Source organism: Verrucomicrobiia bacterium, from assembly GCA_035629175.1.
GTDB lineage: Bacteria > Verrucomicrobiota > Verrucomicrobiia > Limisphaerales > DASXHY01 > DASXHY01.
Genome location: DASPIL010000067.1, coordinates 65,166 through 88,474, shown reverse-complemented (window position 1 = coordinate 88,474; position 23,309 = coordinate 65,166). Strand labels below are relative to the sequence as shown.

The 23,309-nt window shown below is 56.5% G+C and carries 26 protein-coding genes; 24 read left to right on the top strand and 2 right to left on the bottom strand.

The genetic code is table 11. The features are described 5' to 3' along the window. Positions 1 to 134 precede the first annotated feature (134 nt). The 15 genes from VEH04_11450 (at position 135) to VEH04_11380 (ending at position 7,602) form a co-directional block, all read left to right on the top strand. Positions 135 to 404: a hypothetical protein gene (locus tag VEH04_11450; GenBank protein ID HYG23389.1), complete on the top strand. Its 270-nt coding sequence runs from the start codon at positions 135 to 137 to the stop codon at positions 402 to 404. Further along, on the top strand, positions 401 to 1,540 hold the full coding sequence (locus VEH04_11445) for a hypothetical protein (GenBank protein HYG23388.1): 1,140 nt from the start codon (positions 401 to 403) through the stop codon (positions 1,538 to 1,540). Before VEH04_11450 ends, VEH04_11445 begins: the two co-directional genes overlap by 4 nt. After that, complete coding sequence (locus tag VEH04_11440) at positions 1,537 to 1,890, top strand: hypothetical protein (GenBank protein ID HYG23387.1); 354 nt, start codon at positions 1,537 to 1,539, stop codon at positions 1,888 to 1,890. The genes VEH04_11445 and VEH04_11440 overlap by 4 nt, the downstream gene beginning before the upstream one ends. Further along, positions 1,887 to 2,183 carry a hypothetical protein gene (locus VEH04_11435; GenBank protein ID HYG23386.1) on the top strand — a complete coding sequence of 99 codons (297 nt, stop codon included), beginning with the start codon at positions 1,887 to 1,889 and terminating at the stop codon, positions 2,181 to 2,183. The genes VEH04_11440 and VEH04_11435 overlap by 4 nt, the downstream gene beginning before the upstream one ends. Next, on the top strand, positions 2,180 to 2,392 hold the full coding sequence (locus VEH04_11430; protein HYG23385.1) for a hypothetical protein: 213 nt from the start codon (positions 2,180 to 2,182) through the stop codon (positions 2,390 to 2,392). Before VEH04_11435 ends, VEH04_11430 begins: the two co-directional genes overlap by 4 nt. A 273-nt stretch (positions 2,393 to 2,665) precedes the next feature. Further along, positions 2,666 to 2,866, top strand: a complete 201-nt coding sequence (locus VEH04_11425) for a hypothetical protein (GenBank protein HYG23384.1) — start codon at positions 2,666 to 2,668, stop codon at positions 2,864 to 2,866. Then, positions 2,863 to 3,132, top strand: coding sequence for a hypothetical protein (locus VEH04_11420; GenBank protein ID HYG23383.1), 270 nt, complete (start codon positions 2,863 to 2,865; stop codon positions 3,130 to 3,132). Before VEH04_11425 ends, VEH04_11420 begins: the two co-directional genes overlap by 4 nt. A 628-nt stretch (positions 3,133 to 3,760) precedes the next feature. Beyond that, positions 3,761 to 3,988 carry a hypothetical protein gene (locus tag VEH04_11415; protein HYG23382.1) on the top strand — a complete coding sequence of 76 codons (228 nt, stop codon included), beginning with the start codon at positions 3,761 to 3,763 and terminating at the stop codon, positions 3,986 to 3,988. Positions 3,989 to 4,028: 40 nt separating this feature from the next. Then, complete coding sequence (locus VEH04_11410; protein ID HYG23381.1) at positions 4,029 to 4,682, top strand: hypothetical protein; 654 nt, start codon at positions 4,029 to 4,031, stop codon at positions 4,680 to 4,682. Positions 4,683 to 4,875: 193 nt separating this feature from the next. Continuing rightward, positions 4,876 to 5,484 (top strand): hypothetical protein, encoded by a 609-nt coding sequence (locus VEH04_11405; GenBank protein ID HYG23380.1) that lies wholly within the window; start codon positions 4,876 to 4,878, stop codon positions 5,482 to 5,484. A gap of 438 nt (positions 5,485 to 5,922) precedes the next feature. Further along, the gene (locus VEH04_11400) at positions 5,923 to 6,786 is read left to right on the top strand and encodes a hypothetical protein (GenBank protein HYG23379.1); all 864 of its coding nucleotides are present in this window, start codon (positions 5,923 to 5,925) and stop codon (positions 6,784 to 6,786) included. A 3-nt stretch (positions 6,787 to 6,789) separates the two neighbouring features. Further along, positions 6,790 to 7,038 (top strand): hypothetical protein, encoded by a 249-nt coding sequence (locus VEH04_11395; protein ID HYG23378.1) that lies wholly within the window; start codon positions 6,790 to 6,792, stop codon positions 7,036 to 7,038. A gap of 3 nt (positions 7,039 to 7,041) precedes the next feature. Beyond that, the gene (locus VEH04_11390; GenBank protein HYG23377.1) at positions 7,042 to 7,227 is read left to right on the top strand and encodes a hypothetical protein; all 186 of its coding nucleotides are present in this window, start codon (positions 7,042 to 7,044) and stop codon (positions 7,225 to 7,227) included. Between the two features lies 1 nt (position 7,228). Then, positions 7,229 to 7,375 (top strand): hypothetical protein, encoded by a 147-nt coding sequence (locus VEH04_11385; protein HYG23376.1) that lies wholly within the window; start codon positions 7,229 to 7,231, stop codon positions 7,373 to 7,375. Then, positions 7,375 to 7,602: a hypothetical protein gene (locus VEH04_11380; protein HYG23375.1), complete on the top strand. Its 228-nt coding sequence runs from the start codon at positions 7,375 to 7,377 to the stop codon at positions 7,600 to 7,602. The genes VEH04_11385 and VEH04_11380 overlap by 1 nt, the downstream gene beginning before the upstream one ends. A 129-nt stretch (positions 7,603 to 7,731) precedes the next feature. Here the strand turns inward: VEH04_11380 and VEH04_11375 are convergent, their stop codons facing one another. After that, a complete protein-coding gene (locus VEH04_11375) occupies positions 7,732 to 8,052 on the bottom strand; it encodes a hypothetical protein (GenBank protein ID HYG23374.1) in 321 nt (106 codons plus the stop codon). Positions 8,053 to 8,346: 294 nt separating this feature from the next. On the opposite strand from VEH04_11375, the gene VEH04_11370 reads away from it, so the two are divergent. From VEH04_11370 to VEH04_11345, 6 genes are read left to right on the top strand one after another with little or no spacing between them, the layout of a single operon-like run. Continuing rightward, positions 8,347 to 8,943 (top strand): hypothetical protein, encoded by a 597-nt coding sequence (locus VEH04_11370; protein ID HYG23373.1) that lies wholly within the window; start codon positions 8,347 to 8,349, stop codon positions 8,941 to 8,943. Continuing rightward, the gene (locus tag VEH04_11365; GenBank protein HYG23372.1) at positions 8,940 to 10,328 is read left to right on the top strand and encodes a hypothetical protein; all 1,389 of its coding nucleotides are present in this window, start codon (positions 8,940 to 8,942) and stop codon (positions 10,326 to 10,328) included. Before VEH04_11370 ends, VEH04_11365 begins: the two co-directional genes overlap by 4 nt. Next, positions 10,325 to 11,572, top strand: a complete 1,248-nt coding sequence (locus VEH04_11360; protein HYG23371.1) for a hypothetical protein — start codon at positions 10,325 to 10,327, stop codon at positions 11,570 to 11,572. Before VEH04_11365 ends, VEH04_11360 begins: the two co-directional genes overlap by 4 nt. After that, a complete protein-coding gene (locus VEH04_11355; protein ID HYG23370.1) occupies positions 11,569 to 11,940 on the top strand; it encodes a hypothetical protein in 372 nt (123 codons plus the stop codon). Before VEH04_11360 ends, VEH04_11355 begins: the two co-directional genes overlap by 4 nt. After that, on the top strand, positions 11,937 to 12,164 hold the full coding sequence (locus tag VEH04_11350; protein ID HYG23369.1) for a hypothetical protein: 228 nt from the start codon (positions 11,937 to 11,939) through the stop codon (positions 12,162 to 12,164). Before VEH04_11355 ends, VEH04_11350 begins: the two co-directional genes overlap by 4 nt. Beyond that, a complete protein-coding gene (locus VEH04_11345; protein HYG23368.1) occupies positions 12,133 to 12,552 on the top strand; it encodes a hypothetical protein in 420 nt (139 codons plus the stop codon). The genes VEH04_11350 and VEH04_11345 overlap by 32 nt, the downstream gene beginning before the upstream one ends. Before the next feature lie 121 nt (positions 12,553 to 12,673). On the opposite strand, the gene VEH04_11340 is transcribed toward VEH04_11345, so the two are convergent. Further along, positions 12,674 to 13,612, bottom strand: coding sequence for a phage integrase SAM-like domain-containing protein (locus VEH04_11340; protein HYG23367.1), 939 nt, complete (start codon positions 13,610 to 13,612; stop codon positions 12,674 to 12,676). Positions 13,613 to 13,865: 253 nt separating this feature from the next. Between VEH04_11340 and VEH04_11335 the strand changes: the two genes are divergently transcribed. From VEH04_11335 to VEH04_11325, 3 genes are all read left to right on the top strand, one after another. Then, positions 13,866 to 14,972, top strand: a complete 1,107-nt coding sequence (locus VEH04_11335) for a tyrosine-type recombinase/integrase (GenBank protein HYG23366.1) — start codon at positions 13,866 to 13,868, stop codon at positions 14,970 to 14,972. A 464-nt stretch (positions 14,973 to 15,436) separates the two neighbouring features. Then, positions 15,437 to 16,231, top strand: a complete 795-nt coding sequence (locus VEH04_11330) for a LamG domain-containing protein (protein HYG23365.1) — start codon at positions 15,437 to 15,439, stop codon at positions 16,229 to 16,231. A gap of 102 nt (positions 16,232 to 16,333) precedes the next feature. Next, positions 16,334 to 23,095, top strand: coding sequence for a hypothetical protein (locus VEH04_11325; GenBank protein HYG23364.1), 6,762 nt, complete (start codon positions 16,334 to 16,336; stop codon positions 23,093 to 23,095). Positions 23,096 to 23,309 lie beyond the last annotated feature (214 nt).

Here is a 23,309-nt window from a genome sequence, read left to right as displayed (position 1 = left end):
TTCGTTCTCCGCATTTAGATAAACTCGGACCTGCTTCGGCTTCGTGCCGTCTTTCGTCATTCGCGGAGGTTAAGTCGGAGTGTCACTATTTGTCATTGACTGCAATCGCTAGTCATGTCACTAAGTGTCATTGTATGACCTTTCAACAAATCTTCGAGAGGGTGACGGAGCGAAAGCCCGTCAGCAAACGACAACTCCGCCGGTACTTTAAACCGTGTGAGATTCAGCCCGTGGGAATGCGTCAACGTCCGCAGCAATATCCAGATGACGCAGCCGATCGCATTCTCGCAAAGCTCGGATTGAAAATTGTTTCCATGGCCGAACTGCGCGACGTGCGGCGCCGCGCTCAAACGCGACAGCCTGTCACGCAACTGAGAGATTCGCGCAAAGGAGGTAAACGGTGAGTGACGGAACAAGCGATGCCGGCGTTTTCAAACTCGAACGCAAAGAGGATCCAAACCAGTTGCTCGCGATCCGAGCACGCGAGGAAGTTTGCGACGATCCAACCATAAGCGATGGAGCTGTGCGCTTGTTTGTCCGGCTGCTCGACCTGGCACTGAATCCGTTTCTCAACAACGGCCAGCGAGGACAGATCATCATCTCACAGCAAAAGCTCGGATCGATGATCCATTGCGACGAGCGATCAGTTCGAAGACGCACGGATGAATTGATCCGGGCGAATTACGTTTGGACGACTCTAATCGGCCGACAGAACACCAAGCCGATTCGCTGCTATCACATTTCAAAGCTCCAACCGAAACGCCAGGTCGAACAAGACATGCCTGGGGAAGGACTTTGGGGGAATGGAAAGCGCAGATTCGATCACGGATTTGCCAAGACCGGAAAAGAGGCTACCGGACACCAGCGCCGGATGGGGTCCCGGCTCCTGGACCAGTTCGGAAACCAGATTTCCTTCAATTTGTTCGAAAATACGCCTGCCAGAGGACAGGAAAGTCCGGTCTCAGCGGACAAATCTGACCGCTCACACCGGACACTAGCGTCCTCTGGCAGCGGTCAAAATTGTCCGCTCACAGAGGACGCCTACGTCCTCTCACAGCGGTCAAAATTGTCCGCTGACAGCGGTCAAAATTGTCCGCTGAGGGAGGACGCAGGCGTCCGACATATAGAGTCTCAGTTAAGAGATTCAGTCCCTGAAGGAGTAAAGGGGGCGCCCTCCCCCCAGGATTTGCAGTTTCAAAGCTTCGTAAAAAGCCTGGAAGGGGAATTTCGCAGCAAAATCCTGCGCACCGAGAAGGATCTGAAGGCCAAGCTGGAACGCGCACAGAGCGAGGAAGCCCGCTTCGAATGGAAAAGACGCCTGCAGGCGGTCCGAGACGCCCTGGTAGGCGGCCCAGTCCAGGATCAGCCTGCCAAACCCAAAGCAGGCCCAGCCCGATCGGCAGCCAGAGCCATCCAGGAACGCCAGCCAACGGAGGAAGAGATCCTGGAAGGAGCTCGCTACCTCGTCAGCTCCGGAAAAACCAACCATTTGACCAACGCCCAGCGAGAGGCGTTGCGTCGTGTCGGTGAACTCGCATGAACCATAAACAAAACGCCCCGGCTGCCAGGCCGGGGCTCAGAACGATCGGAACACTGATGAAAACGTACACAAGCGTCCTGCCAGCAGCAACGCGCAAACGATGCCGTGATGAACAGGCACTCCGGGAAGTCAAAGCCAGGCTCCATGAAATTTTCACCAATGGTTTCTGGTATTGCCGAGCGCACGAAGGAACCTGCGAGCGGATCGAAAGCGACCAGGGCCAGCCGGCCACGTGCGATCGCTGCGGATCGGCCTACATCGAATGGAACCCGCCGATCTGGACCGGCCTCATCGATGACGGAAAAGTGATCCAGCCGGCGGACTTCAACGACGGAAAGGAAGCAGCATGAGCGAATTGATCGCAAAGCCAGAGTTGGAGGAAATTCCAGCGATCCGGAAGATTCAAATTTTCGTCCGGATTAAGAAATCCTCGAAATACTATCATCAGGGTCTGACGGATCCCACGGATCCGGAATCCAAGCCCCAGTTTTTCAAGCTCGATTATTTCACGCCAGGGCGATCGATGGCGCTCCAGGAAGACGGTTATTTTCTCCACTTCAACAACAACGCTTACCGGCTGATCGATTGCGAGCTTTTCCTGCGATCGGAGAAAGACGCGAAGCACTTCTTGAGAATCCGATGAACAACGAAATCGACCTCTCGATCGACATCGAACCGTACTGGTGCGCACGGGTGGAAGTGCGACAGGGAACCGTATCCATGCGCCGCACGATCGAATCACCGGCAAAGACAGCCGACCAAGCCAAGGAACGCATGACAGCAGCACTCAGCCTCGTTTGGAAAAAATTCGAATTTCTGAGTGAGCCTGTCCTGAAGGAGCGAATCCGATGAGCAAGACCGATGCGCCTAAACGGTTACCGAAACCCATCCACATGTGGGCTGTGGTTGTGGTGCAAAAGCGGTCAACTTGGATCAACTGGACAACACTGAGCCGCACCAGGACGGAAGCGAAGGGAAAATATAGGGCTGTCTGGATTGATCCGAAAACAGCGGAGAAACACCTACGCCGCCGTGAGGTGAGATTGGCGCGTGTGGTCGTAGCGGAGGAGTCACGATGAAATCCGTAATCTTATTTGTGTGTCAGCGAAAAGAACCCAACGCAAAATGAGCACCCCCAACAAGCTTGAATTCACCGTTTCAATTACCCTGCCAGATGGCATCGTTTTCGCGCCCGGTGCGGATACTAAATTCTTCGCCTTGGAGCTGACGATATTCACGATGCAGTTGATGAGCTCCTATTCCGCGGGAGCCGGCGGAACCGACGTAAAGGTCTCGGTTCCAGACATGCCCGTCACGGTCGCATGAAGTCGCAGCCCGCTTATGACCACGGATTCCCGATCGCCATCAGCTGCCAGGATGGTGGCGATCGGATTGATCCGGCTGAAGCGATCCGCTTCCTGGATGACCAGGCGAAGCTTTGTCGCGATCGCGATGATCACGAAGCTCTTTGCCTGTTGCTGCCAGCGCTCATGAAAGTCCTGCAACTCGCCCCGATGAACGGCTACGAAGCAGCGGATTTCCGACGACGGTTCAAGCAGCAGCTTCAGAATCCCACCGGAGGCGAGCATTGAAGCACATAGCTCCGTTTGCAGCACCGGAATGGTTTCCGGAAACCTCCAACAGACGGCGGACCTATCACCACTGCTTGCGCTGCAACTACTTGTGGATGGGCCGACATTCGTTCCGGGGCGACGCTGGGGCTCCCCGCCGTTGTCCTTGGTGCGGATCCCGGCTCTGGAACGTCCCGCGGCGAAATAAACGCGGCCAGGGCAGGCCTGCGCGTCCTTCGCCGGGACAATAATTTCCCATTTCGGCCGTGGCCCGGTTCCTGCCCCCATTTCCGGACTTCCGGAAATTATTTCCGGAAAACGCGCCACACCATGAAGCCACTCCTCAAAACCCCGTATTGCAACCTTCCGCTGTCCATTCCGGAGCCCTGGCGCGACTTTTTTGACCGTCACGCCTCGACCCTGGGCATTTCGCGCAATGCAGCCATGTGCCTGGCTCTCAAACTCGGCGGCCCGGTGCTGGAAAAATTCGTTGTCGTCATGCGTGCACAGCTCAAACACCAGTGCGACACCCTGGAGGTCAGCGCCGGCCGCCCAGCCGACGTTTTAAAGCTCTTGGCGGCGGCTGCCGGAAACTCGGAAAACGTAGCCCCTCCCGGAGATCCCGCTCCTCCTGCTATGTCATTGGGGCATGAACGACGACAAAACCGCCGAAAGCGGCGCTGAGGCTCCAAAGAGCCCCGCCGTGGTGAAAAAGGCCACCTCCACGGTGGCGAAAGCCAAACCATCCATGGCCGAAGCCGCTCCGGAAACCCGTCTGGAAAATAAATCAGCCGCGGCAAAAACCTCTCCGGAAACCAGTCCGGAAACTCCACCGGAAAATCCCGATGCGAATGTCTTCAGCATCTTCGGCTGGTGAAGCCGCTCCGGAAACTCCTCCGGAAATTCCAGGACTGGCAATGGAAACGCCACTGTCGGCAGAAACTTCGGAGCCAGGCGCGGAAAGCCAGCCTGGTGCGAGGACTGACGGACTCGCTGCTACTCTCGCGGCTCAGCACGGAGCGCAGATCGGAGCTGATCCAGGTTCGGACGGCCCTGCAGGCGGACCGCGACGGCCGGGCAGGCCTCCAGTTCACGGCCGCTATAGCAAGGCTGCCGGATCTGATGGGAAAAATCCTGTCCCGGTGCCTGGGGCCGAGCCGTTACCAACGTCTGAAGTGGCGCCTGGGACTGAACTGCGCGTTGTTATTCCTCCGGACCTGCTCAGCCAGGTTATCCAGGAAGGTCTGACGTTTGGGGAATCCTTTGCGCAATCGCGCATCGAAGGCGTGGCGAAACTCGCCGGCCTCAGCCAGGGCGAAATCAATCCCCAGCTGCGCCAGGCTGAAATTGGATCCAGCCGGAAGGAGCTCGTGGCCAAGCTCATGCCGATGGCGCTGCAGGAGTGGGGACTCGATGCCGAGATGAGCCCCACGGCCGCTATTGGGGTGCTTTTGGTGCCCTGGGGATTTGGTGCGCTGACCGCCTACCTTACGCTGGCAAAGCTCGCAGAGGACCGGCAGAAGCGGGAAATAGCCGATGGAAATTCCGGAAAAGGATCCGGGAACCCATGAGCGATCACCTCCTCCCCATTTGCACCGTCTGCGGGGCTCAGCGGAACATCGTCACGGAAGACACCTGGTTTTTTGTCGGCGGCCCGACCGGCTGCAAGCACGTCTGTTCACGGGCCTGCCTCATCGTTTATGCCAGGCGCCTCGTATCAACGCTGTGCCCCAAGTGCGGCCGGCCGGCTTCCAGCCTTCACCGATGCAACTGAATCACCCTCGGTTTCATCTCGGGATTTTCGGTGGCAGCGGAACCGGCAAAACGGAATACGGCCTTCGCTTTGTCGCGAACGCAAAGTCTCGCTGCGTGTTCCTGTTCGATGCAGAGGGAGAATTCAGCGAGCGCATGAAGATCCCGCCGGCGCGAACTGTGTTCGAGTTGGATGAAGCGATCCGGAAGGGGCTCGTCTGTTTCGACCCTCACATCATGTTCCCGGGCGACCTGGAAGGCGCGATCGATTATTACGCGACGCTGACATTGGCAGCGTCCTCCCGGCTGCCGGGAAGAAAATTCTTCGTCGTAGACGAGCTCGGTCAGTACGTCACTGGAAGCGCCATCCCGCGATCGCTAAAGACGTTGGTCCAAACCGGCCGGCGCTACGGCGTCGATGGCGTCTTCATCGCGCAACAGCCGAATACGATTCACAACACAATCCGCGTGCAGCTCTCCGAGGTCGTCTGCTTTCAGCTGACGGACGATCGAGCCTTGGAATTCCCGGCCGCCTTCGGATTCGACGTGGCGGCAATCCGGAAGCTCGGACCCCATCGGTTCATCTGCAGGAACAACCGCAGCCGCGAAATCTGTGGATGAAAGTTATGACCCCTGAAGCAATTGACTACTGCGCCCGGGAGTTCTTTCCGCATTTGCTTCCCGACCACGGCCGAGCGTGCGTTGAAATCATTTTGCAGAATCGACGATCGCTCCTGGACGTTCTTGTCGGACCATTGCGTCGAGTGCCGCGTGCTCAAAAGTTTTTCATCGATCGACATCTGAAAAGCATTCGAAAGCTCTGATTTCCTAGGCCTATTCGGCAACCAGCGTTCTGGGCAACAGTCACGGCGAAATGCAACCACGCAAATAAACCAACTGTTAAAACCAAGAATGAAAAAGTACCTCATCGGGTTCGCCCTGTTCGCTCTCTACTTCGTAGTGATGCGCAACATCGAGAACAAAGTCACCGCTGTTCAGAGACTGACCAACGTCGGCGCTTAAGCTCCGGCCGGTCGTTTCTTCTCTCACTTCCTCTTTATGCTGTCTGAAATCTACACGCGAAAAATTAAGGCCATCGCTGGCAACGGCACGACCTCGCTGAAAATTCGCCCAAGCGAAGGCAAGCGGGTGCATGGCATGCAGCTGCAGCTGATCGTCACCCTGGGCACTGACACCCTGGCGGCGCTCTGCGCTGCTCTCACAATCCGCGTTCTGGTGGGCACCACTGAAAAATGGAAATTAACCGGAACGAAACTCCGCGACTTTTGCCTGTTGCGTGGGACCACTTACGACTTTGACGGCACGCCGAGCACCGGCTGCCAGATCACGCTGCCCTTTGCGCCTGAATGGTTCCTGGACAACGTAGCCGATGCGCTCGCCTGGAATCCTCGCCGGCTCGGCGACGCGATCACAGTCGAAGTTGACTGTTCGGCCGCGATGAACGCGACCGTCTTCGAACGCATCAGCGATGATCTCGACGCTCCGAGCGCTGGCATCCTGACGCTGGAAGTCATCAACCCGATCGCCGGCGGAACGAACTTCGTCGTCGATGATGAAATCGACGTGAAGGGCCGCCTTCTCCAGGCGTCCATCTATCCCGACAGCACCAACAACCGGGAAATCACTCCGGTGTCAGTGTTCCTCGGAACCGATGACGTCGTCGCCATCGACGATGTCACCAGCGCACAGAATGACGAGGCGCTTGCTCGCTTCGGAATGACCCCGGCCCCAACAGGTCGCACAGCAAACATTTTTGACGCTGTGTTCGTGAAGTCTGACGCCCTCGTGCGTGGGATCGATATCGCGTCCTGGGGACGCATCAAGATCAAAGTAGGCGCGGCGGCCGCCATGTCGGGCACGTGCGACATCCTGCTGGTTCGCCTCGAGCAAAACCCGAGCTGAGCTATGGCAGCCGATAACACAAGTTCCACCCGTTCGTTGTTTGACTCCTTCCTCAACGCGACCGGGCCGATCTTCGGCGGCCTCCTGCAGTCTCAAACTGCGAAGGCCGAGGCGGCGGCGGCACGATCCAATGCCAAAGCAGCGGCGGCCACAGCTCAAACCAATAGCAGCAACACTCAGCGGTTGCTGATCATCGGCGGGGCTGTCGTGGGAGTGCTCGTTGTCCTGGTCCTCATGTTCAAGGGCAAATAACCCGTGAACTTCTCATCCCTCATGGGCGGTGGTGGTGGCGGCGGGGCTGCAGGCATCGGGCCTTCCAGCTCCGCCGTCTCCGGCAACTCCTTCGGATCCGCGTCGGGACTCGCCGGCCTGGGGCCGATTCTAGCCGTCGTCGTCGTGGGGGTGTTCGCGGTCGTCGCAATCTTCGCCATCCGAAAATAGCATGGGCCAAGCTTCAGCCAGTTCGTCAGCGTCGTCCGGCATCAACAACGCCGGCGGCGGAAACATCACGAAGAATTCACCGGGGATTTGGATCGCCGCGATCGCGGCCATCGTCCTGGTGATCTTCATCATCAAGCGAAAGGCATAATGGGCGGCTACGACATCGGCGCGAGTCTCTCAGGCAGCTCCAGCTCGGCTGCGAGCAACAGCGGCGCACAGGATATTTCAGGCGGAGGCGCTTACGGCAGCACGCCTTACGGCGCCGGATCTGTCGTGTTCGGCGCGATCCCCGGCGGGCTATCGATCAGCACGCCGATTTTGATCGGCGCCCTGGCGGCAGCTTCTTTCGTCATGTGGCTTCTGTTCCGGAAGTAACATGGACCATTTTTTAAAGCGGGCAGTTCTGGGAACGGCTGAGATTTACCCTCTCGGCTTGCGTGGTTCGAATCCACGGCCCGCAACCAATCTGAAAGGCGGTGTCCGGTAGGTCCGTTCTCCTCAACCTCATCGTCCAAGAAAATCACTACGACGGTCAGCGACCAGGCTCAGCTGATCGGCAAGAGTTCGAAAGTCGTCCAAGGCCAGGGCAAGGCTGCCCAGGGCAAAGGCGCTAAGTTCCAGGAAGCCGGCGCAGTCGATTTCGGCAAGGGCAACAACTTCGGAATTGATCTGAAGAAAACGAAGCTGGGGAAAAACGCCAGCATCACGGTCAATACTGGGATCGGCGCTGACATGCTTTCCGATTTGGTTGGCACCATCGGCCAACAGACGAGCGCCCAAGTTGCCCAGCTGGCCGGATCCAACAGCGCTTCGAACGAGGCGCAATCCTCACAATTCTCCAAACTCGCCGAGCTGCTCTCGCAGAAAACCGAAACCGTTTCAGGCAATCCGAAAACGCTCGCCTGGGTCGCAGTCGCGGCGCTGGCAGCACTGGCGTTCGTAGTCTTCCGAAAACGTTGAATGAAAACATCATCAAAGAATCCCCCTCCCGCTCCGAAAACCGCAACTGCGGCTACTGCAGTAAAGAAAACGGAGCCTGCGCAGTGCCGTGCATTGGCGATCGGACACAAGTCCTGCAGCTGCGGCCGGGACGGTTGCGGCAACTCTCGCTAAACCACCATGCAACGCACGATCACATTGGCAGCAGGGCAACCCTACGTGGAGAAGGTAAAGGGACGCGTATTTGCGGTGCTTTCCTCTACGGCACCCTTTGACGTTGAGCTTGAGCGTGAAGGCACGCGCACCATGGCGTCAGGGCGCAAGATTGTCACCGCGGGTTTCAAGCGGATCAAAATTATTGAAACTTCTGGATCCGCAAACACCATCACCTTTTACGCCGGCTCTGATGACATCGATCTCGGGGTCGCCGTCAACGATGACGGTCTGACAAACGCCGTGATTGTTCCGGAGGCTGCCACCCCTGCCCTGTTCGTCAAAACGAACAACAACCCGGGAACGCCGGTTTCCCTCACGGCAGCCACCGCTAAATTTCAAAAGGCCACGATCCTGGGGAAGAAGGCCTTGGCTGGAACGAACAACGCAAACCCCGTTAAGATCGGACCTTCCGCCTCAGCCGGCCAGCAGCCTTACGTGATTGAGCCAGGCGGCGAAATCGTTCTTGAAGCTCCGTTTGGGAAGAAGTGGGACTTCATTAACTGGTACCTCGATCCCCAGACCGCAGGCGACGGCGTTGTCGTCATCTACACCCCAGCATGAAAAAGATTCTGCTCCTCTTTATTCTGGCATGCATCCTGGGCGTGATCGCGGCGCACGCTCAGCAACGAGTAATCCGAGCCGCCACGGACGAGGAAGTTGCGGCGCGAGCCGACGTTAACGCCTACCTGACTCCGGAGGACCTCGAAGGAATCCTCGCAGACGGATCCGGAACAAACCTCGGCACGCTTGAAGCGGTTTGGCTTCGCATCGATCTGGATAACAGCACGAACTATTTGGACGACTCGCTGATCATCACGGTCAACGGCACCAATCTTTTCGATGATCCCAATGCCTCCGCCGTAAGTTTTCCTGCGTTCACAGATTTGCTGTTTATGGCAGCGACAAACGGCACGCCCCTAAAAGGTGGCGATGTTCTGGCATTTACGGTGCAGGACAATTTCGGGGCATCGATCATCGGCAGACGGTGGTATGCCGATATTTCCTATTCGTCTGGAATCATCTTCAGGTTTCACGGTGGGACAAACTTAATCGAGAGTGCGGATCCGGAAGACGGTTCGGACACAATGCCGCTTGGGGGGTTCACGATTCCCGATTCAATGCCCGTGTCCGTGAGCGGTGGAGTCAGTGAGGGCGGTTCTGCTGATCTGAGCGCGATCGTACGCGCTGAGGACAATTTCGTCGGCGGAACCAACGGATACCAATTCATAGCGAGCGGAAAGGTGGGCGTCGTCGTCCTGGGCGGCCGTAGTGGCTCATTGTCGAATAGTGCGGCCGCCGACTGGACCACCATCTCCGGGGGGGTGAGAAACTCAATTCTCGGCGATAGCACCTCATCCACGATCGGCGGCGGAGCGTTCAACCACATCGACGCGATTTTTGAATCTGTCGATTCCACGATCTCAGGCGGCACGGGTAACGCCATTGTTGACGCGGAGAGCGCGACTATCGGCGGCGGCACCGGCAACACCGTCACCAACGCGGGGAACTCGACAATCGCCGGCGGCACCGGCAACCGCGTCCACGGCCCAGATTACGAAAATCAGACGTCCGGCACGATCGGCGGCGGCATCGCAAATACGGTTACCAATTCGGAATCCGGAATCATCCCTGGCGGCATTGGAAACGTCATACGCGATGCCCCGTTAGCCGTCACGCTCGGGCATAGACTGACAAACACCACGCCTGGGAGCGTCCAGATCGGTTACGGAATAAATCCTGTGACGGTGTCTTCGAACGGCAATTTCTCCGCTAAAGGGACGATCTCGGGGAATGGCTCAGGGATGACGAACCTTCTTCTTTCGTCGGCGTTTTCCACGAACGGAATTCAAACCGGGCTATGGACCAACGTCGTGCATGCACGCATTCCGATTTTCGTTCACGGCGGAACCACCAACTACCTACTACTCAGCACAAACGCTCCGTGAATCGCATCCTCTCTATTCTGTTGCTTTGCCTTTCCGCAGAAGCGGCAACGTTCACTCGCTTTGTCGTCGGGGATAGGATGTCGCCTGGGGATCTCATCACGGCAGTTCGTGCTGAGGAATTGAATTTCAACACGGGAAGTTTTCTTGTGGCTCCACATTCCAACGTCACGGAAACGAACTCTTCGCAACTTCTCTATCAATCGACAAACGGCGTTGTACTGCACGGAACAAGCAATTTCAACACGGGTTCGGTCTATGGGATGATTGGCACCAACACCGTGGCGAACTCGTCGTTTGAAGCCGTAATAACACTTTTGGCTTTGGAAACGAACGGCGTTTTTGAAGCTGCTTCAGATTTTCCAGGTGGTGGATCGTGGCATGGCGGGATAGGCCTGCGTTATAGACGTGCGGGCAACAACTTCGCGCTGATGGCAATGCTCGGCGAGAAGTCTGATGACTTGCAAATCGTTGACAGAAGCAACGGCGTGGAAATCGTTAGGCTGTATCCCATTCCTCAGGGAATAGACCTTCTGAAACCTTACCGTTTGAGGGTGGAAAACACGAATGGAGCAAGCGGCAACGTTTACCTTTGGGATCACACAACCGGCGTTCTCATCACGAACATTTTGCACACAATAAACGGAGGCGTTCCTGCCGATGGTCACCCGACGATTCATGTTTACGGCGTGTCTGCCGCGTTTCGGGAAATGCGCTGGACGGACGCGTCCGGAAACGTGTTGGCGGATTCTGACGACTGGGCAGACGTCAGCGACTTCATGCACACCAACCCGCCAACGCTTTCTGGAGGGGTCCTGACGGTTCCAAGTGCGGGGTTTGCCTGGCGAAGTTTGCTGTCAAACAAGGCAATATCAGATGCCGTCATTACAGGTGAGCTGATGCGCATTTCCTCTCGGTTGGGGGGAATCATCGCAAGGGCAAACACCAACGCTTCGCAGAGTTATTTTGCGGCCTACGATCACACAAACCAACTCTGCCGAATATGGGCGGGTCCGCCTGAGTCTCCAACCGTTTTAAATTCCAGTGAGCCGGTAAATCTCACAGCAGGGCAGTGGTATCCTTTTTCATTCAGTCTCACCGGGTCAAACCTTTCGTGGACTGTCAATGGTGCGACAGTCACCGCGTCGAACGCGCTGTATACCGCGGGGTTTGTCGGAACGGTTAATTTAAGCGGCTCATCAAATTCGGCATTTGCGTTCCGGAACCTCAAAATAAACCCGCTATGAGCCTTTACGACTGGCTTGCCGGAAACGTTCAGACCGAGCACGAAGCCACCGACAGTCATGCGCGGCTGCAGGAAGCCCTTGATGACCAGGCCAATCGCCGTCTGCAGGAGGGCACGATTTCCCAGGACCGCTACGCACGAGACATGGCGGCCGCCAGCGGTAAGCTGGAAAGCGTCGGAGCCGGTTATCGTTCCGGGTTTGTCGAAGGCCTTGCGGAAGGGCGCGACAACGTGCGCAACGGCATCGGCGCGATGATCTCCGGGATCCTGAAATTCATTCCATGGCAGCTCTGGGTGGTTATCGTTGTCGGTGCGTTCATCTATCTGGGCGGGATCCGATTCCTGCAGCGGTGGCTTGCTCGAGCATGATGAACTTTCTTCCATCGCCGATTCCGGACGCTCGCCATGATCGTTTGTTGAAATTCATTACGACGGTTCTCGCAACAGTGACGGCGGCCGGGATCATTGGCCTGGTCACAATCCTTTCCGGATTCAACACGCGCCTGGCTCGCATCGAGACCAAGCTAGAAATTCTTTCGGAACAAAAATCCCCCAACCTCTATGCAAAACCTGATCACATTGCTCAACGGTAAAAAGACATATGGAACGGTCGCGGCCGTGTTCGGTCTCCTCTTTGGATCCTGGCAGGGCTGGTGGAAAGTTCCGGACGAAATCTACGCAGCACTCTTTGCTCTCGCCCTGGGATTCATTCGGGCCGGGGTTAACAAGACCAAGCAATCTGCCGCCGACGTACCGATCCGGAGGATCCTTTCAATGATCGCGTTGGCTTCGATGCTGACGCTTTCCACGGGCTGCAGGAGCGCCGGCCTGGTCAGCCTGGCTGAACACCTCAAGGACGATCCCGCGATCGTCTCAGCGCAAATCTCAAGCGTTTACGGCACCGTGAAATTTACGCGAGTAGGTGGACAGACGAACAGCGTCACGGTTTCGCCCGATGGAACAATCACAGTGAACAAGTGAAGACCTGGAAAACAAAACGCACCGTCTGCAGATCCCGCAAAACCGGCCGCTTCGTTCGCCGGAAAAAATGCACCGCGTTCAAACGCGATCGCGTTCGCGTCGGCCTCAAGACTCTCTTCGGTTAGCCTGGCGCGATCGCCCAGAACTCCTTCGCCTGGTCAGGCGTCACCAACTCGCGGTAATGCTGGAAGAGCATTTGTTCCGTGTGGCCGGCCTGCAGAGCGGTTTCGGCCGCGTTCCGGAAATGCGCCAGGTGATAGCTGCACCAGGAATGGCGGGTAACGTTGTGCGGCCAGTCGATGCCATGCCTTTTCTTCAACGCCGCAGTGAACCATCGCATGCGATTGTTCACGTCGTGCAACGGCAATTCGCCCCCGAGCTGCAGCCACGCTTTCAGATTCGGCTGGATCGGAACTAATCTACGGCGCCGCGTTTTGCTTTTCGCGGCCGTAACCTCGATGAACTCCGCCTTGATGTCTTCCTCCTCGATGCGCTCGATCTCGGCCGATCGCAGGCCTGAGAAGTAGCGGACTGCAAGCGACCTGCAGATGTTTGGATCGTACGACCTGGAAAATTCCAAAACCGTTTTGACCTGGCCAGGCAAATGCAACGACTTCGGCGCTTCCTCCCAGTCGGGCAATTCCACCGCGGCAGCCGGATTCTGATTCACCAAGCCTCGCTTGATCGCAAAATTGAAGAGCGTGCGAACGTCTGACAGGTATCCCTTCTGTGTCCGAGCAGACCAGTTCTGTGATTCAAGCCAGGCCTCGACGTCGCTGACGGTGACTTCGCTAAGCGGTTTTGAGAATCGGCCTTTTGCGAAACTTTTGAGAGTCACGCGAAGCGTTCGCAGGTAACGATCGGAGCGGCCGGCCCGCGCCTTCGCGCGAAGAAATTCGTTTACGGCCTCGGCAACGGTCAGGGAAAAATCCGAACGGGTTTGAATCGGTGGGGCCGAAGTTCCGAGCATCATCGATGCAATTCGGCCGGCCTCGGCAAGCGCCTGCAGGAGCTCCCGCGTCAGGTTTTGTGTTAGGGGAATCGCCTCTGAATTTTGCAAAGGCCTGTCGTTGTTGGTGCCCGCGACAGGACTTGAACCTGTACGTCACTTCCGCATTGAGATTCGGACCAAACACGCATAAACAAGGACCTTATAAACAGGTTTGACTCTCCCCTACGTTATGCCATGGTATGCGAGAACTCTTTCGACGAGAGGATCGCGTTGCGGAGAGAAAACTGAGGTTCGTATGGCAAGCGTTCACAAACAACCCGGGAAGCCGAATTGGTTTTGCGCCTTCATCACCCCGGACGGCGTGAGACACTTCAAATCCACTAGAACGGAAAACAAAAAGGAAGCCGAGCAGATTTGTCGTGCGTGGGCAAAGGCAGCCCTCCACGGGGATCAGCTCAACTCCGATCGAGCTCGGGAAATTATCGCCGACGGTGTCGCTTCAATTATGTTGGTTTCCGGCAAAACGCTGCCCCAAGAGACCATCAATGGCTGGTGCAAACGATGGCTGGCCACAAAGGAGCTTGAGACAGAAGCGGGGAGCCACACGCGGTACTGTTACGGCATTCAGGCCTTCCTGGATCACATCGGAACCGCAGCCGAAAAAAACATCGAAAGCCTCAACTCAGACGCGATCTTGCGGTTTCGTGACGCGTGTGCTGAATCGGTCTCTGTTGGCACTGCGAATACCAACCTTCGAATCGTTCGCGCCTGCTTAAACGGCGCGGTCCAACATGGATACATCAGCAGAAATCCCGCAGCTCCGATCAAACCACTGAAAGAAGCGGGCACCAACCGGCGGGAAATGACCCTTCCGGAGATTCGCAAGGTTCTGTTGACCTGTGAAGACTCACTTTGGCGGGGCCTTGTTCTGACAGGTCTTTATACCGGGCAGCGGCTCGGCGATTGCGCCCGGCTCACCTGGCAACAGGTTGATTTATCCGAAAAGTCAATTTGGTTTGTCACGAAGAAGACTGGTAAACGCCTCTCGATGCATTTGGCAGAACCCTTAGCCGATTACCTAAGCCGCCTGCCCTCATCAGACGATTCTCGCACGTACGTATTCCCGCGGTTCGCTGAAATGGCGGAAGAGAACACAGCTAAATTAAGCAAAGCTTTCGCGGAGGAGATTCTCATCCCGGCTGGCCTGATGTTGCCGCGACCCAAGCACCACGCGTCCTCCGGCAAAGGCCGAAAAGCGAAGCGTCAGGTGAACGAAATTACCTTCCACAGCCTTCGCCATAGCCTTGTGACGATGCTAAAGGCATCAGGCGCCAGCAACGCTTTGGCGCAGTTGATCGTAGGCCATGACTCTGCCGCGGTGAGCAATCGCTATACCCACCTATCCGCGGCAGACACTGTTGCAGCGATTCAAAACTTGCCGGACGTAACCAAAGTCGAATCAAAATAGGCTCACAGCGGCACAAGAGTGTCGCAAACAAAAAAACTGGAACAATCGTCTAGGCCGCTTTTCTCAATGCTCATCGGAGTTTTACGCTAAATTGTTAACATAACTCGACGGGCAGGGTCTTCCCAAGATCTTCATATCTGACATAATGGTTCAACATTATGAACCAAGACCTGACCGTAACCACCCCGCGACCCGGGGATTTCTCCAACGTATTACCCGAGTTTGGCCGCGCCGCTGATGTGCAGCGGTACTTCGGCATTAAGCGAGGGACACTTTACAACCTCCTGCAAGACGGGCGAGTAAAGGGCATTCTCTTGCGTGTTCGCGGTCAAAAATCGGGGGTTCGCCTGTTCCACATGGAGAGTGTCCGGAACCTGATTTTGAGCTCCGTCGAGCCGACGCATGGATCATAAAAACACCTTTTTCGAGGCAATCATAAACCGGTTATTGTGAAGATCAGAAGCATGAAATTCAAATACGTGTTGGTTTTGATCGTGTGCGTTCTCGTGCCGTTTTATGCGCTCGCTCAAATGCTTTGGCTTCAAGGGGTCCAAGCCAAAAAGCGCCAAATGCAGATGCAGGCGCCGACGCCGGACCCATTTGTTACTAATGGCCTTGTGGGCTGGTGGAAGCTTGACGATGGATCGGGGACATCAGTTATCGACTCAACCGGAACGACTAATACCGGAACCCTTCTCGGCTCACCGACCTGGACGGCGGGAAGAGTCGGTGCGTCCGCCATTCAACTGAGCGGCACAAACCAATACGTGAACATTCCGAGGGCCGATGCGTTCGATTTATCTGGGGCAGCTATCACGCTGGCTCTTTGGATCAAAACACCCGGGGCTGTCTCTGATGGCTTCTCGGACGCTGTGGCGAGCAGGGATTCAATAACCACAGGGAGCCGCGTTTTTCTCCTTCAGCATACAGCGTCAAACTCAAAGCTTGCCTTCTACTGCTGGAACACCGCGAACACCAACATTAGCCCAGCCGAGAGCAATGCAGCCATCAGCGATAACGCATGGCACCACGTCGCGGCGGCTTATAATGGAACGAATTTGCTGCTCTACGTCGACGGCGGGCAACAAACGGTCAAAGGCGTGCTGACGGGAAATCTAAAAACCTCGATGAGCATCCCGTTTCGAATTGGGCATGTTAATACGAATGACCTGAGGTATTTCCGAGGATCGGTTGACGATATTCGCATTTACAATCGCGTGCTCACGCAGGACGAAATCGACACTCTAGCGGCACAATAGTCAAAGTGGCACAAAGATGGAGCGTTTCGATGACAATCTCAGATCAGATTTGTTTTGCTGTCCACTGCCGCAATCAACCCCACTCAATCGTAGCAATTCCATATGCCCAACTCATCCACAGCATTGCCAGAACGCCTGGGTCCTAGGTCTACTTCGCCTATTCGCGGCTGGATAGTCACCTCGCCTGATGGCCGGAAGCTACGCTTTGAAGGAGACCAGCAACCGCCGCTCGATGTAGTAGAAGAAGCCTTTCGCATTTCGGAGAATCCGCAGGCCGCGGAGCAGGGTCGCCTCGCGAGTGCTGGCCAAAGCGCCATGCGTGGGTATGGCACTGGAGTTGGCGGAACCATCAAGGGCGCTGCGCGACTTGCGGCCATGACGCCGCCCGTCTCTGATGTTGGAGAGATGCGGTTCATGCCACCAGAGGAGCGGAAGCGATTGCGAGAGGCCAGTCGGGAGCAGGCATCCCGAACGCCCGAGCAAGCCCAGGAATTCCTAGAACAATCCCCGCTCTACAAGGCTGGCGAAGCCATCTCTCAAGGCGCCAAAGACGCCCATGTTCCAAATCCCCAGTTCGCTGGCGAGTTCTGGTCTGACGTAATCCCTTCTGCTGCTGGCGCAATGCTCCCCACAATCGCGGCAGGCATGGCTAACCCTGCACTAGCCGCCGCTCAATACGGCCTGTCTGCGGGCGATTCTGGCGCAGAGGAGGCCATTGCAGTGGGTGACGTGGAAGACGCAGACAAAGTGTTCTTGGCGAACATGGCGATCGGTGGCGTCAGCGAGTTCGCGTTAGGCGTTCCCGCCAGGTTGTTGAGCTATGTTCGCCGCGTTCGTGCCGCGGGAGTTGATCCCAAGACCGCTGGTCGCGAGTGGTTGAAGGTGCTTGGTGGGGCAGCGGCAAGGGAAAGCGCGCAGGAGGGGGTGGAAACCACTCTGAATAATTTGGTCGCACAACAAACCTTTGCCCCAGATCGCGAGACTCTCGAAGGTGTGCCTACGGCTATGGCCGCGGGAGCCGTGCTGGGCCCAGTTGTTGGCGGAGCAGCCTTTGGCGTGGGCAAGCTCACGCAAGACACGCCCGCAAAGGCAAGGAAGCGCAACCTGCGGGCCGTCGGCCAGCTCTTTGACTACACCACGCGGCAACCGTTTATCGACCCGGATGCCCCCATTCAGTTCGGCCAACAGCCTCGCGATTCCGTCGAGTTCGTAGACAGCGTCAACCGCGAAACGATTGAGGCTCCGGTTGAATCTGAGGGAGTCACGCCGATAGACCAGTTCTTTGCCAATCAAAAGGCGCGTGCCTACTACGACTCGATTAACAACCAGCAGATCGCCGAAGAACCAGGCACCACAGGCGAGACGACGCCAATCGACGCCTTAATAGCTGAACAGAATCAGCGGGTTGAGCGGTTGCGCGAAATGCAGTTGAACCGCGAAAGGCGCCGAGCTGGCAGACCAAGCGTTCCGATAAGCGGAGACGCCGAGCGCGTATCTGGCGTGGAAGAAATCCGCAGAGCTGGCGCGAAGACCATCGCGCAGATTCAACAGCTCTTTCCGCAGGCAAATCTCAGCCGCGAACAGGCGCGGGTGTGGAGGGATGCAGCGTGGACCGACTTGGATGAACCCTTTCCAGAGCCGCGGCAGCTAAAGCTTCGATCCATTCGATTACCGTCCAGTGAACAGCCAGAAGTGCGGGTATCGAGATTTCACCGCACCGAATCTCGCGGTGTGCGTCCACCGATGCCGCCATCCAATCCAACCCGCTTCTCGATTGGTGAACCTCTGGCAACCTCGATGCCTCTTCCCGATGCACATAAGGCAGTTGCCGGTGTGCTTGGGAGCGTGCCGCCAAATATCTCGTTCATCAACGACCCCGCCGCTCCAGCAGGACGCGTCGCAATGGTGGCTGGCTCCTTGCCTTCAATTCAGTTGAACCTCGCTCGTCATAGTTCTGCTTTGCAGCTTGCGGACACATTGCACGAAGAATTGATTCACGGCGTTTGGGACATGTCGGAAATTCGGGAAGCTCGATCCACGATTGAATCGCTAGTGTCTGACGCGAGGACGCAGCGGCAACTCAACGAAGGTTACAATCCAAACATCGCCCCAGAGGAGGCTGCGAATGAGCTCGTCCGAGACCTCTATCAAAGGCACTCCGAGTCTGGCTTTTTTCGTCGGGCGCTGAATCACATTCGCCTGTTCCTGAACCGTCTTTTTGGCATGTCGCTAAGCGAATCATCAGCAGCGCTTTGGATCACCAAGACAGCCCTTAGGAACCTTCCCACCGCATCTTCGGGCGAGCGGTTTGCGCTAAAACATTTTCCGACTTCCGACTCTGTTGCTCAAAGGAAATCGCGGCCAGGCTTAAGTGAGGATCAAACGAAAGCTATTGACCATCTCGCAGCCGCTCAAGCCGGGGCTTTTGCTCCGGAAACGGCTACCCCGGTGCGCCAACTGATGGCCGTTGTTCCAGAAAACCTCTCAACGGCGGTGCAACAGCGTTGGATGCGCCCCATCGCGCATTTGTTGAACGTCTCTCAAGCGCCGATACATCAGGGCACGATCACCGATCAAACTCTCCGCCGGACCGCGGCCATGCAGCTCATTTACCAGGACGGTCAGATCGGGGAGCGCCTTGCAGCAATGTGGGCAGAGGTAGAAAAACGGCAGGGCGAGGTTTCCAAAATCGCCAAGGAACTTCCGACCATGACTGCTGCCGAAGCGGCTTCTAAACTCTTGTCAGCTGTTGCCGAGTTTGGATCAAAGCAGTTCACCGGCTATATCCGCAATCTATCCAAGAGCGGGACGTCGCTTGGAGAGGTTGCAGCCAAAATACTAAACAGTGGCGCTCTCAAACTCGATGGCCACTTGGTGCCACCCGGTGTGACGAGGAACGTCATTGAACAAATCTCCAATGACCACAGCATTGTCATTGAAGGTAAAACAGCCAAAGAGATCGTCGATCAGGCCAGAACCTCGGAGCGAATCGAACTTCCAACGGCGCAACAGGGATATTTAGCGGTTCTCCTGGGCGATCCTATGACTGGGCTCGGTATTGACGGCCTCGCACCATTGTTGCATCGGTTTCGAAACCTTCCCCGCGCCGTGGAATCGCTGCGAAGCATCCACGCCGACCAAGCCGCCGCCGAATCGCAAATGAGAAAATTTCAGGACTGGTTCGGGAAGAACGGCAAGGTCTCTGTACGCGAATGGTCAGTTCGCTATCACAAGCTCACGACGGAGGCCAAACGCGCCAGCGACATTGCGCAGGAAATTGATTCCAAGCTCGACAATGCACACCAGCGATTGCTTGGTGCCGTGAAAGCAATACAGATGACTGAAGCCCTGATCAACTCAGAGCACTACCGACGAGCACTTGCGTCCGCGCTGGCGGAAACCGGCGTTCACCAACTCCTGATTGACGACGCTGGGGGACACTTCTACCGCGTTGTTGGCCCGGTGACGGGCACCGAATACAGGATCTTTCTCACTCCCACTCAGAAAACGGAAGCGGAGAACTTCCAGCAGGCAGCATCGCTGCTTCAGGAGTTCCATTCCGCGATTCAGAATCCGGAGACTCCGCCGGGGGATAGGGCCTCGTTCGAATACGCAGCCGAATTCATAGCCGCCCACTGGATGGACCCGGCGCTAGGGCCGAAACACACATCATTCGAAAACTTTGACCCTAAAAACGCTCTGGGTTGGCTCCGCACACGGCAGCAATTGCTCGAATCCGTGGGCGGAAGGCCCGTAAGAAAAGCGCAAATCGATGCTCTGGCACTCGACGCAATCTCCGACAAAGTCACGAAGCTGTCACTTGATCCAGAAGCCGGAGACTTTCGCTTCACCACGCTTGTCATTTCCGCATTGAAGGCGCACGGGCTATCCACAAAGCCATCAGATGTATCGTTCTACCGCGAAAACATAGCGAACCCAGTCCTTGCCTCGCACCAAGACTTCGCAGGCGCTCAATACCGCGTCGGCGACATCATCCCTAACAGCGGGGAACGGGTTTTGGCGGAAGATATTGCGGTGATGGATGCGCAATTCAGACATGATGAAAGCCTTCGCGACATCGGCGAGTCTCCCCAGGCAGGTGCGGAGCCGATCCTTATCCACGAGACGATTCAGGGAAAGAAGATTGCTCGAAAGGCCGTACCCACAGGGCCGAAAACGGTTCCACGGGGATTGATGCGATGGTCAATTGACCTTGCGCATCAGTGGTCGGCTGCGACGAACGAGCAGCGAGAGTCGTTGCTTAATCAATTCTTCATCGACCCGGTGCTGTTCAAACGAATCGTGCTCTCGGCATGCTTTGAGCCAGATCCCTCTTTCCACTTCGCAGCGGACCTTCAGCCCCGTTTGTTGGAAACTGCGGAGCATGTTCGGCGGGGCGAGGTTGTCATACAGTCGCTCGACGAATTGGCTCAGTCATTGTACGGCGCCACCAACACCGATTTTGATCGTCTAAAGGCGGACCTTTTACGTGTTCTGAAACTAGAGATCGCGGCGTTCATGAACCGATTCTCGAAGCATGTGGTAGGGCAATTGGCCGAGTCCAATCTTGAGTCGATTCGAAAGTTCCTGGTTGTAAGCCTTGAGGTGGATGGCTCTTTCGTCAAAGCCCGCGGCAACCTGATCGCGCCGTCTTCATTTTTCAAGTTCAGCCGTATCGATACTACGGAGCGCAAATCCCTTCGGGCGAACCTGACAAACGCTGCCTCAGTGCGGTCCATCGATTCCATGATGAGCGCCCGCGACGCGTTGAAGGCACTTCGCCGCGAACTGCAAGCAGAATTGGACCAAGCTGGACGGTCGCCCGAAAACCAACAGGAAGCACTGAAGCGGCAGTCAACGATGCGAAAGCTCGGAAACATTCGATACGATATGTCCGAGATCGACTCTCGCATCGAGGTTTTCGAGACAGAAATTCGGAAGGCCGAGCGAGCTGCGGATCGCGGAGCGGAAGACTTGAGGTCCACCGCCCGCCAAGTTCTGGCGGAAATCGGCCAGCCGCTTTCGGCATTCCTGCTCTCGCCGCCCAAAACGACATTCGGGAACTTATTTAGCGGCAGCTTCGTCGCGCAGGTCGTGCTCGACGCGCATACCCGCGGCGCTGTTCGCGCATTGTTCACGGCTGCGCACTGGCCTGTATTAATGTCAAAGGCTGTCGTTGGAAATGTCGCTCGGGCATTTCAATCAGTTCCGGCCTTGAAGCGTTTCACTGGCAACCTGCCATTAATCCGAGCAGGTGCAGAATTCGTTACCAAACTCGCGGAGGAGCAGGCTGCGTTGGGCAAGCGGCTGCGCGAGATGGGAATCAATAATGGTTTTGACGCGGGAAACAGATTCCAAGCTGAGCTAGCCGCTCCTTTAGGGTTTGGCGGCCAAGTCTTCGCCAGTGAGAATGCGCCGACCGATATCGGTTACCACGCACTTGTGCGACCGCTACGGTTTTTCAATGGCTGGATCACGAGTTGGCTCGGCTCCTCCTGGTCTCCACGTGCCGCCGACTTGGGCGCGAACATGCTCAATCTCGCTTACGCCATTGATTACATGCGCTGGGTTGCGTCCTTCGGTAAACGAATTGCCGCGGCAAGAGGTGGAGCTGATAAGCTGGACGCCACGAATCCTCTCCAAATGATCACGGCTGAGGAAATCGATGTCACGCCGAAGCAAATGCGTTGGCTTCGCGAATACTTCGCCCCCGCAGGTTCTTTGGAATCGATTCTTTTTTCCTATGCCAAGCGAGTGTCGGTCTCGCCGGAGAATGAGCGGGCTGATGTTCCGTTAATCGATGACTCTACACCGGAGGGAAAGGTGAGGCTTGAGGCCGTTGTTCGTTCGTTTGCTCAGCGATCCAATAAACTCGCACGCACGAATTCGCCCACCACGTTTGCACTTAGCGCCGAGTGGAGCGTTTTAGGATTCTTCAAAAAATACGCTGCGAATGCAGCCGATCAGATGATGAAGCTGTTCCCGCGGGACTGGCGCACCCTTTCATCGGGTCGTGAGCGTGAAATCGCGGCCATGCTCATTGCCCTGCTTTTATTGGCTGCTGGAGGAATTGCGTCGCACGAATTCGGCCTGCTTCTCAATAAGGCGATCATGGACAAAGCAACCGGACTTCCGTCGCTTTCAAATCTCGCGAATCAGGAGCCTGACGAGAGACGCGTAGGGGAGTACCTCGGCGCATCCATGGCAAACATAATGCCATTCGCGAACTTTTTCGCCGACCGGCTATTCTCCAATTCGCCCCGGTCTGCAACAGATATCGCGGCGATCGTCCCGCACATTGACCTGGTTCAGAACATTTGGCGGGAGGCGGGCAACGCCGCCAAGACGGGGGATTTTGCAAAGGCCGCGTTCAACATGACGAGCCGATATGGAGGCATTTACAACGCCATCGGAAATCGCCTGCCGGGTTTTCGGGAAATGAACCAGGAGGCTAATCTGTTGCGTTCGCTGCGAGCTGCCGCACCGCAAGGCGTTGAACCTAGGGTGTTCTCCGGAACGGGCGCCAAACCAAAAGCAGGCACACGCCACCTGCGAAGCACGATGACTTTGGCAACTGCTGGAAATCTGAGCGAAGCACAGCGCGAACTCGGCAAGGCTGTCGCCGCCAAGGTGAGCGCAGGAGCATCGCGAACAGATGCATTGCGCGAAGTCAGGCGACAACTGGCGGCTCGCGCTCCAAGCAACCGGGTTTTCGGTAAGCGCCTTATTGGAACGGACAGGAAGCGTGTTCTTCGCGCTTTGGATTCCAGTGGGCGGACTGCCCTTGAAGCAGCGGAACGCCGCTTGGCAGCACTCAGAGGTCCAAGCACACAGAGGCCGAAGCTGCGTGCATTGAGTTTCTGAGTCTCACCAGAAATGACTTCCCACAGACCGGGAATTCCTCTATGGTGGAATCGGATCGCTTCACAGCGACATTGGTCGGGACCTCAAAGCATTCACACAAAAAGCCGGGTTGCGGCGTGGCCGTGTGTGGGCAGCTTGAGCCTCCTGCTCTTCCCTAACACCCTCCCGCTACGCAGTAAACCAAACGTATTATGCAGAAGAACGAATCAAATCG

Bases quoted from the DNA above. Each gene is read 5' to 3' on its own strand.
- VEH04_11450 (HYG23389.1), top strand. From the start codon at position 135: ATGACCTTTCAACAAATCTTCGAGAGGGTGACGGAGCGAAAGCCCGTC.
- VEH04_11440 (HYG23387.1), top strand. From the start codon at position 1,537: ATGAACCATAAACAAAACGCCCCGGCTGCCAGGCCGGGGCTCAGAACG.
- VEH04_11435 (HYG23386.1), top strand. From the start codon at position 1,887: ATGAGCGAATTGATCGCAAAGCCAGAGTTGGAGGAAATTCCAGCGATC.
- VEH04_11430 (HYG23385.1), top strand. From the start codon at position 2,180: ATGAACAACGAAATCGACCTCTCGATCGACATCGAACCGTACTGGTGC.
- VEH04_11425 (HYG23384.1), top strand. From the start codon at position 2,666: ATGAGCACCCCCAACAAGCTTGAATTCACCGTTTCAATTACCCTGCCA.
- VEH04_11420 (HYG23383.1), top strand. From the start codon at position 2,863: ATGAAGTCGCAGCCCGCTTATGACCACGGATTCCCGATCGCCATCAGC.
- VEH04_11415 (HYG23382.1), top strand. From the start codon at position 3,761: ATGAACGACGACAAAACCGCCGAAAGCGGCGCTGAGGCTCCAAAGAGC.
- VEH04_11410 (HYG23381.1), top strand. From the start codon at position 4,029: ATGGAAACGCCACTGTCGGCAGAAACTTCGGAGCCAGGCGCGGAAAGC.
- VEH04_11405 (HYG23380.1), top strand. From the start codon at position 4,876: ATGCAACTGAATCACCCTCGGTTTCATCTCGGGATTTTCGGTGGCAGC.
- VEH04_11400 (HYG23379.1), top strand. From the start codon at position 5,923: ATGCTGTCTGAAATCTACACGCGAAAAATTAAGGCCATCGCTGGCAAC.
- VEH04_11395 (HYG23378.1), top strand. From the start codon at position 6,790: ATGGCAGCCGATAACACAAGTTCCACCCGTTCGTTGTTTGACTCCTTC.
- VEH04_11385 (HYG23376.1), top strand. From the start codon at position 7,229: ATGGGCCAAGCTTCAGCCAGTTCGTCAGCGTCGTCCGGCATCAACAAC.
- VEH04_11380 (HYG23375.1), top strand. From the start codon at position 7,375: ATGGGCGGCTACGACATCGGCGCGAGTCTCTCAGGCAGCTCCAGCTCG.
- VEH04_11370 (HYG23373.1), top strand. From the start codon at position 8,347: ATGCAACGCACGATCACATTGGCAGCAGGGCAACCCTACGTGGAGAAG.
- VEH04_11365 (HYG23372.1), top strand. From the start codon at position 8,940: ATGAAAAAGATTCTGCTCCTCTTTATTCTGGCATGCATCCTGGGCGTG.
- VEH04_11355 (HYG23370.1), top strand. From the start codon at position 11,569: ATGAGCCTTTACGACTGGCTTGCCGGAAACGTTCAGACCGAGCACGAA.
- VEH04_11350 (HYG23369.1), top strand. From the start codon at position 11,937: ATGATGAACTTTCTTCCATCGCCGATTCCGGACGCTCGCCATGATCGT.
- VEH04_11345 (HYG23368.1), top strand. From the start codon at position 12,133: ATGCAAAACCTGATCACATTGCTCAACGGTAAAAAGACATATGGAACG.
- VEH04_11330 (HYG23365.1), top strand. From the start codon at position 15,437: ATGAAATTCAAATACGTGTTGGTTTTGATCGTGTGCGTTCTCGTGCCG.
- VEH04_11325 (HYG23364.1), top strand. From the start codon at position 16,334: ATGCCCAACTCATCCACAGCATTGCCAGAACGCCTGGGTCCTAGGTCT.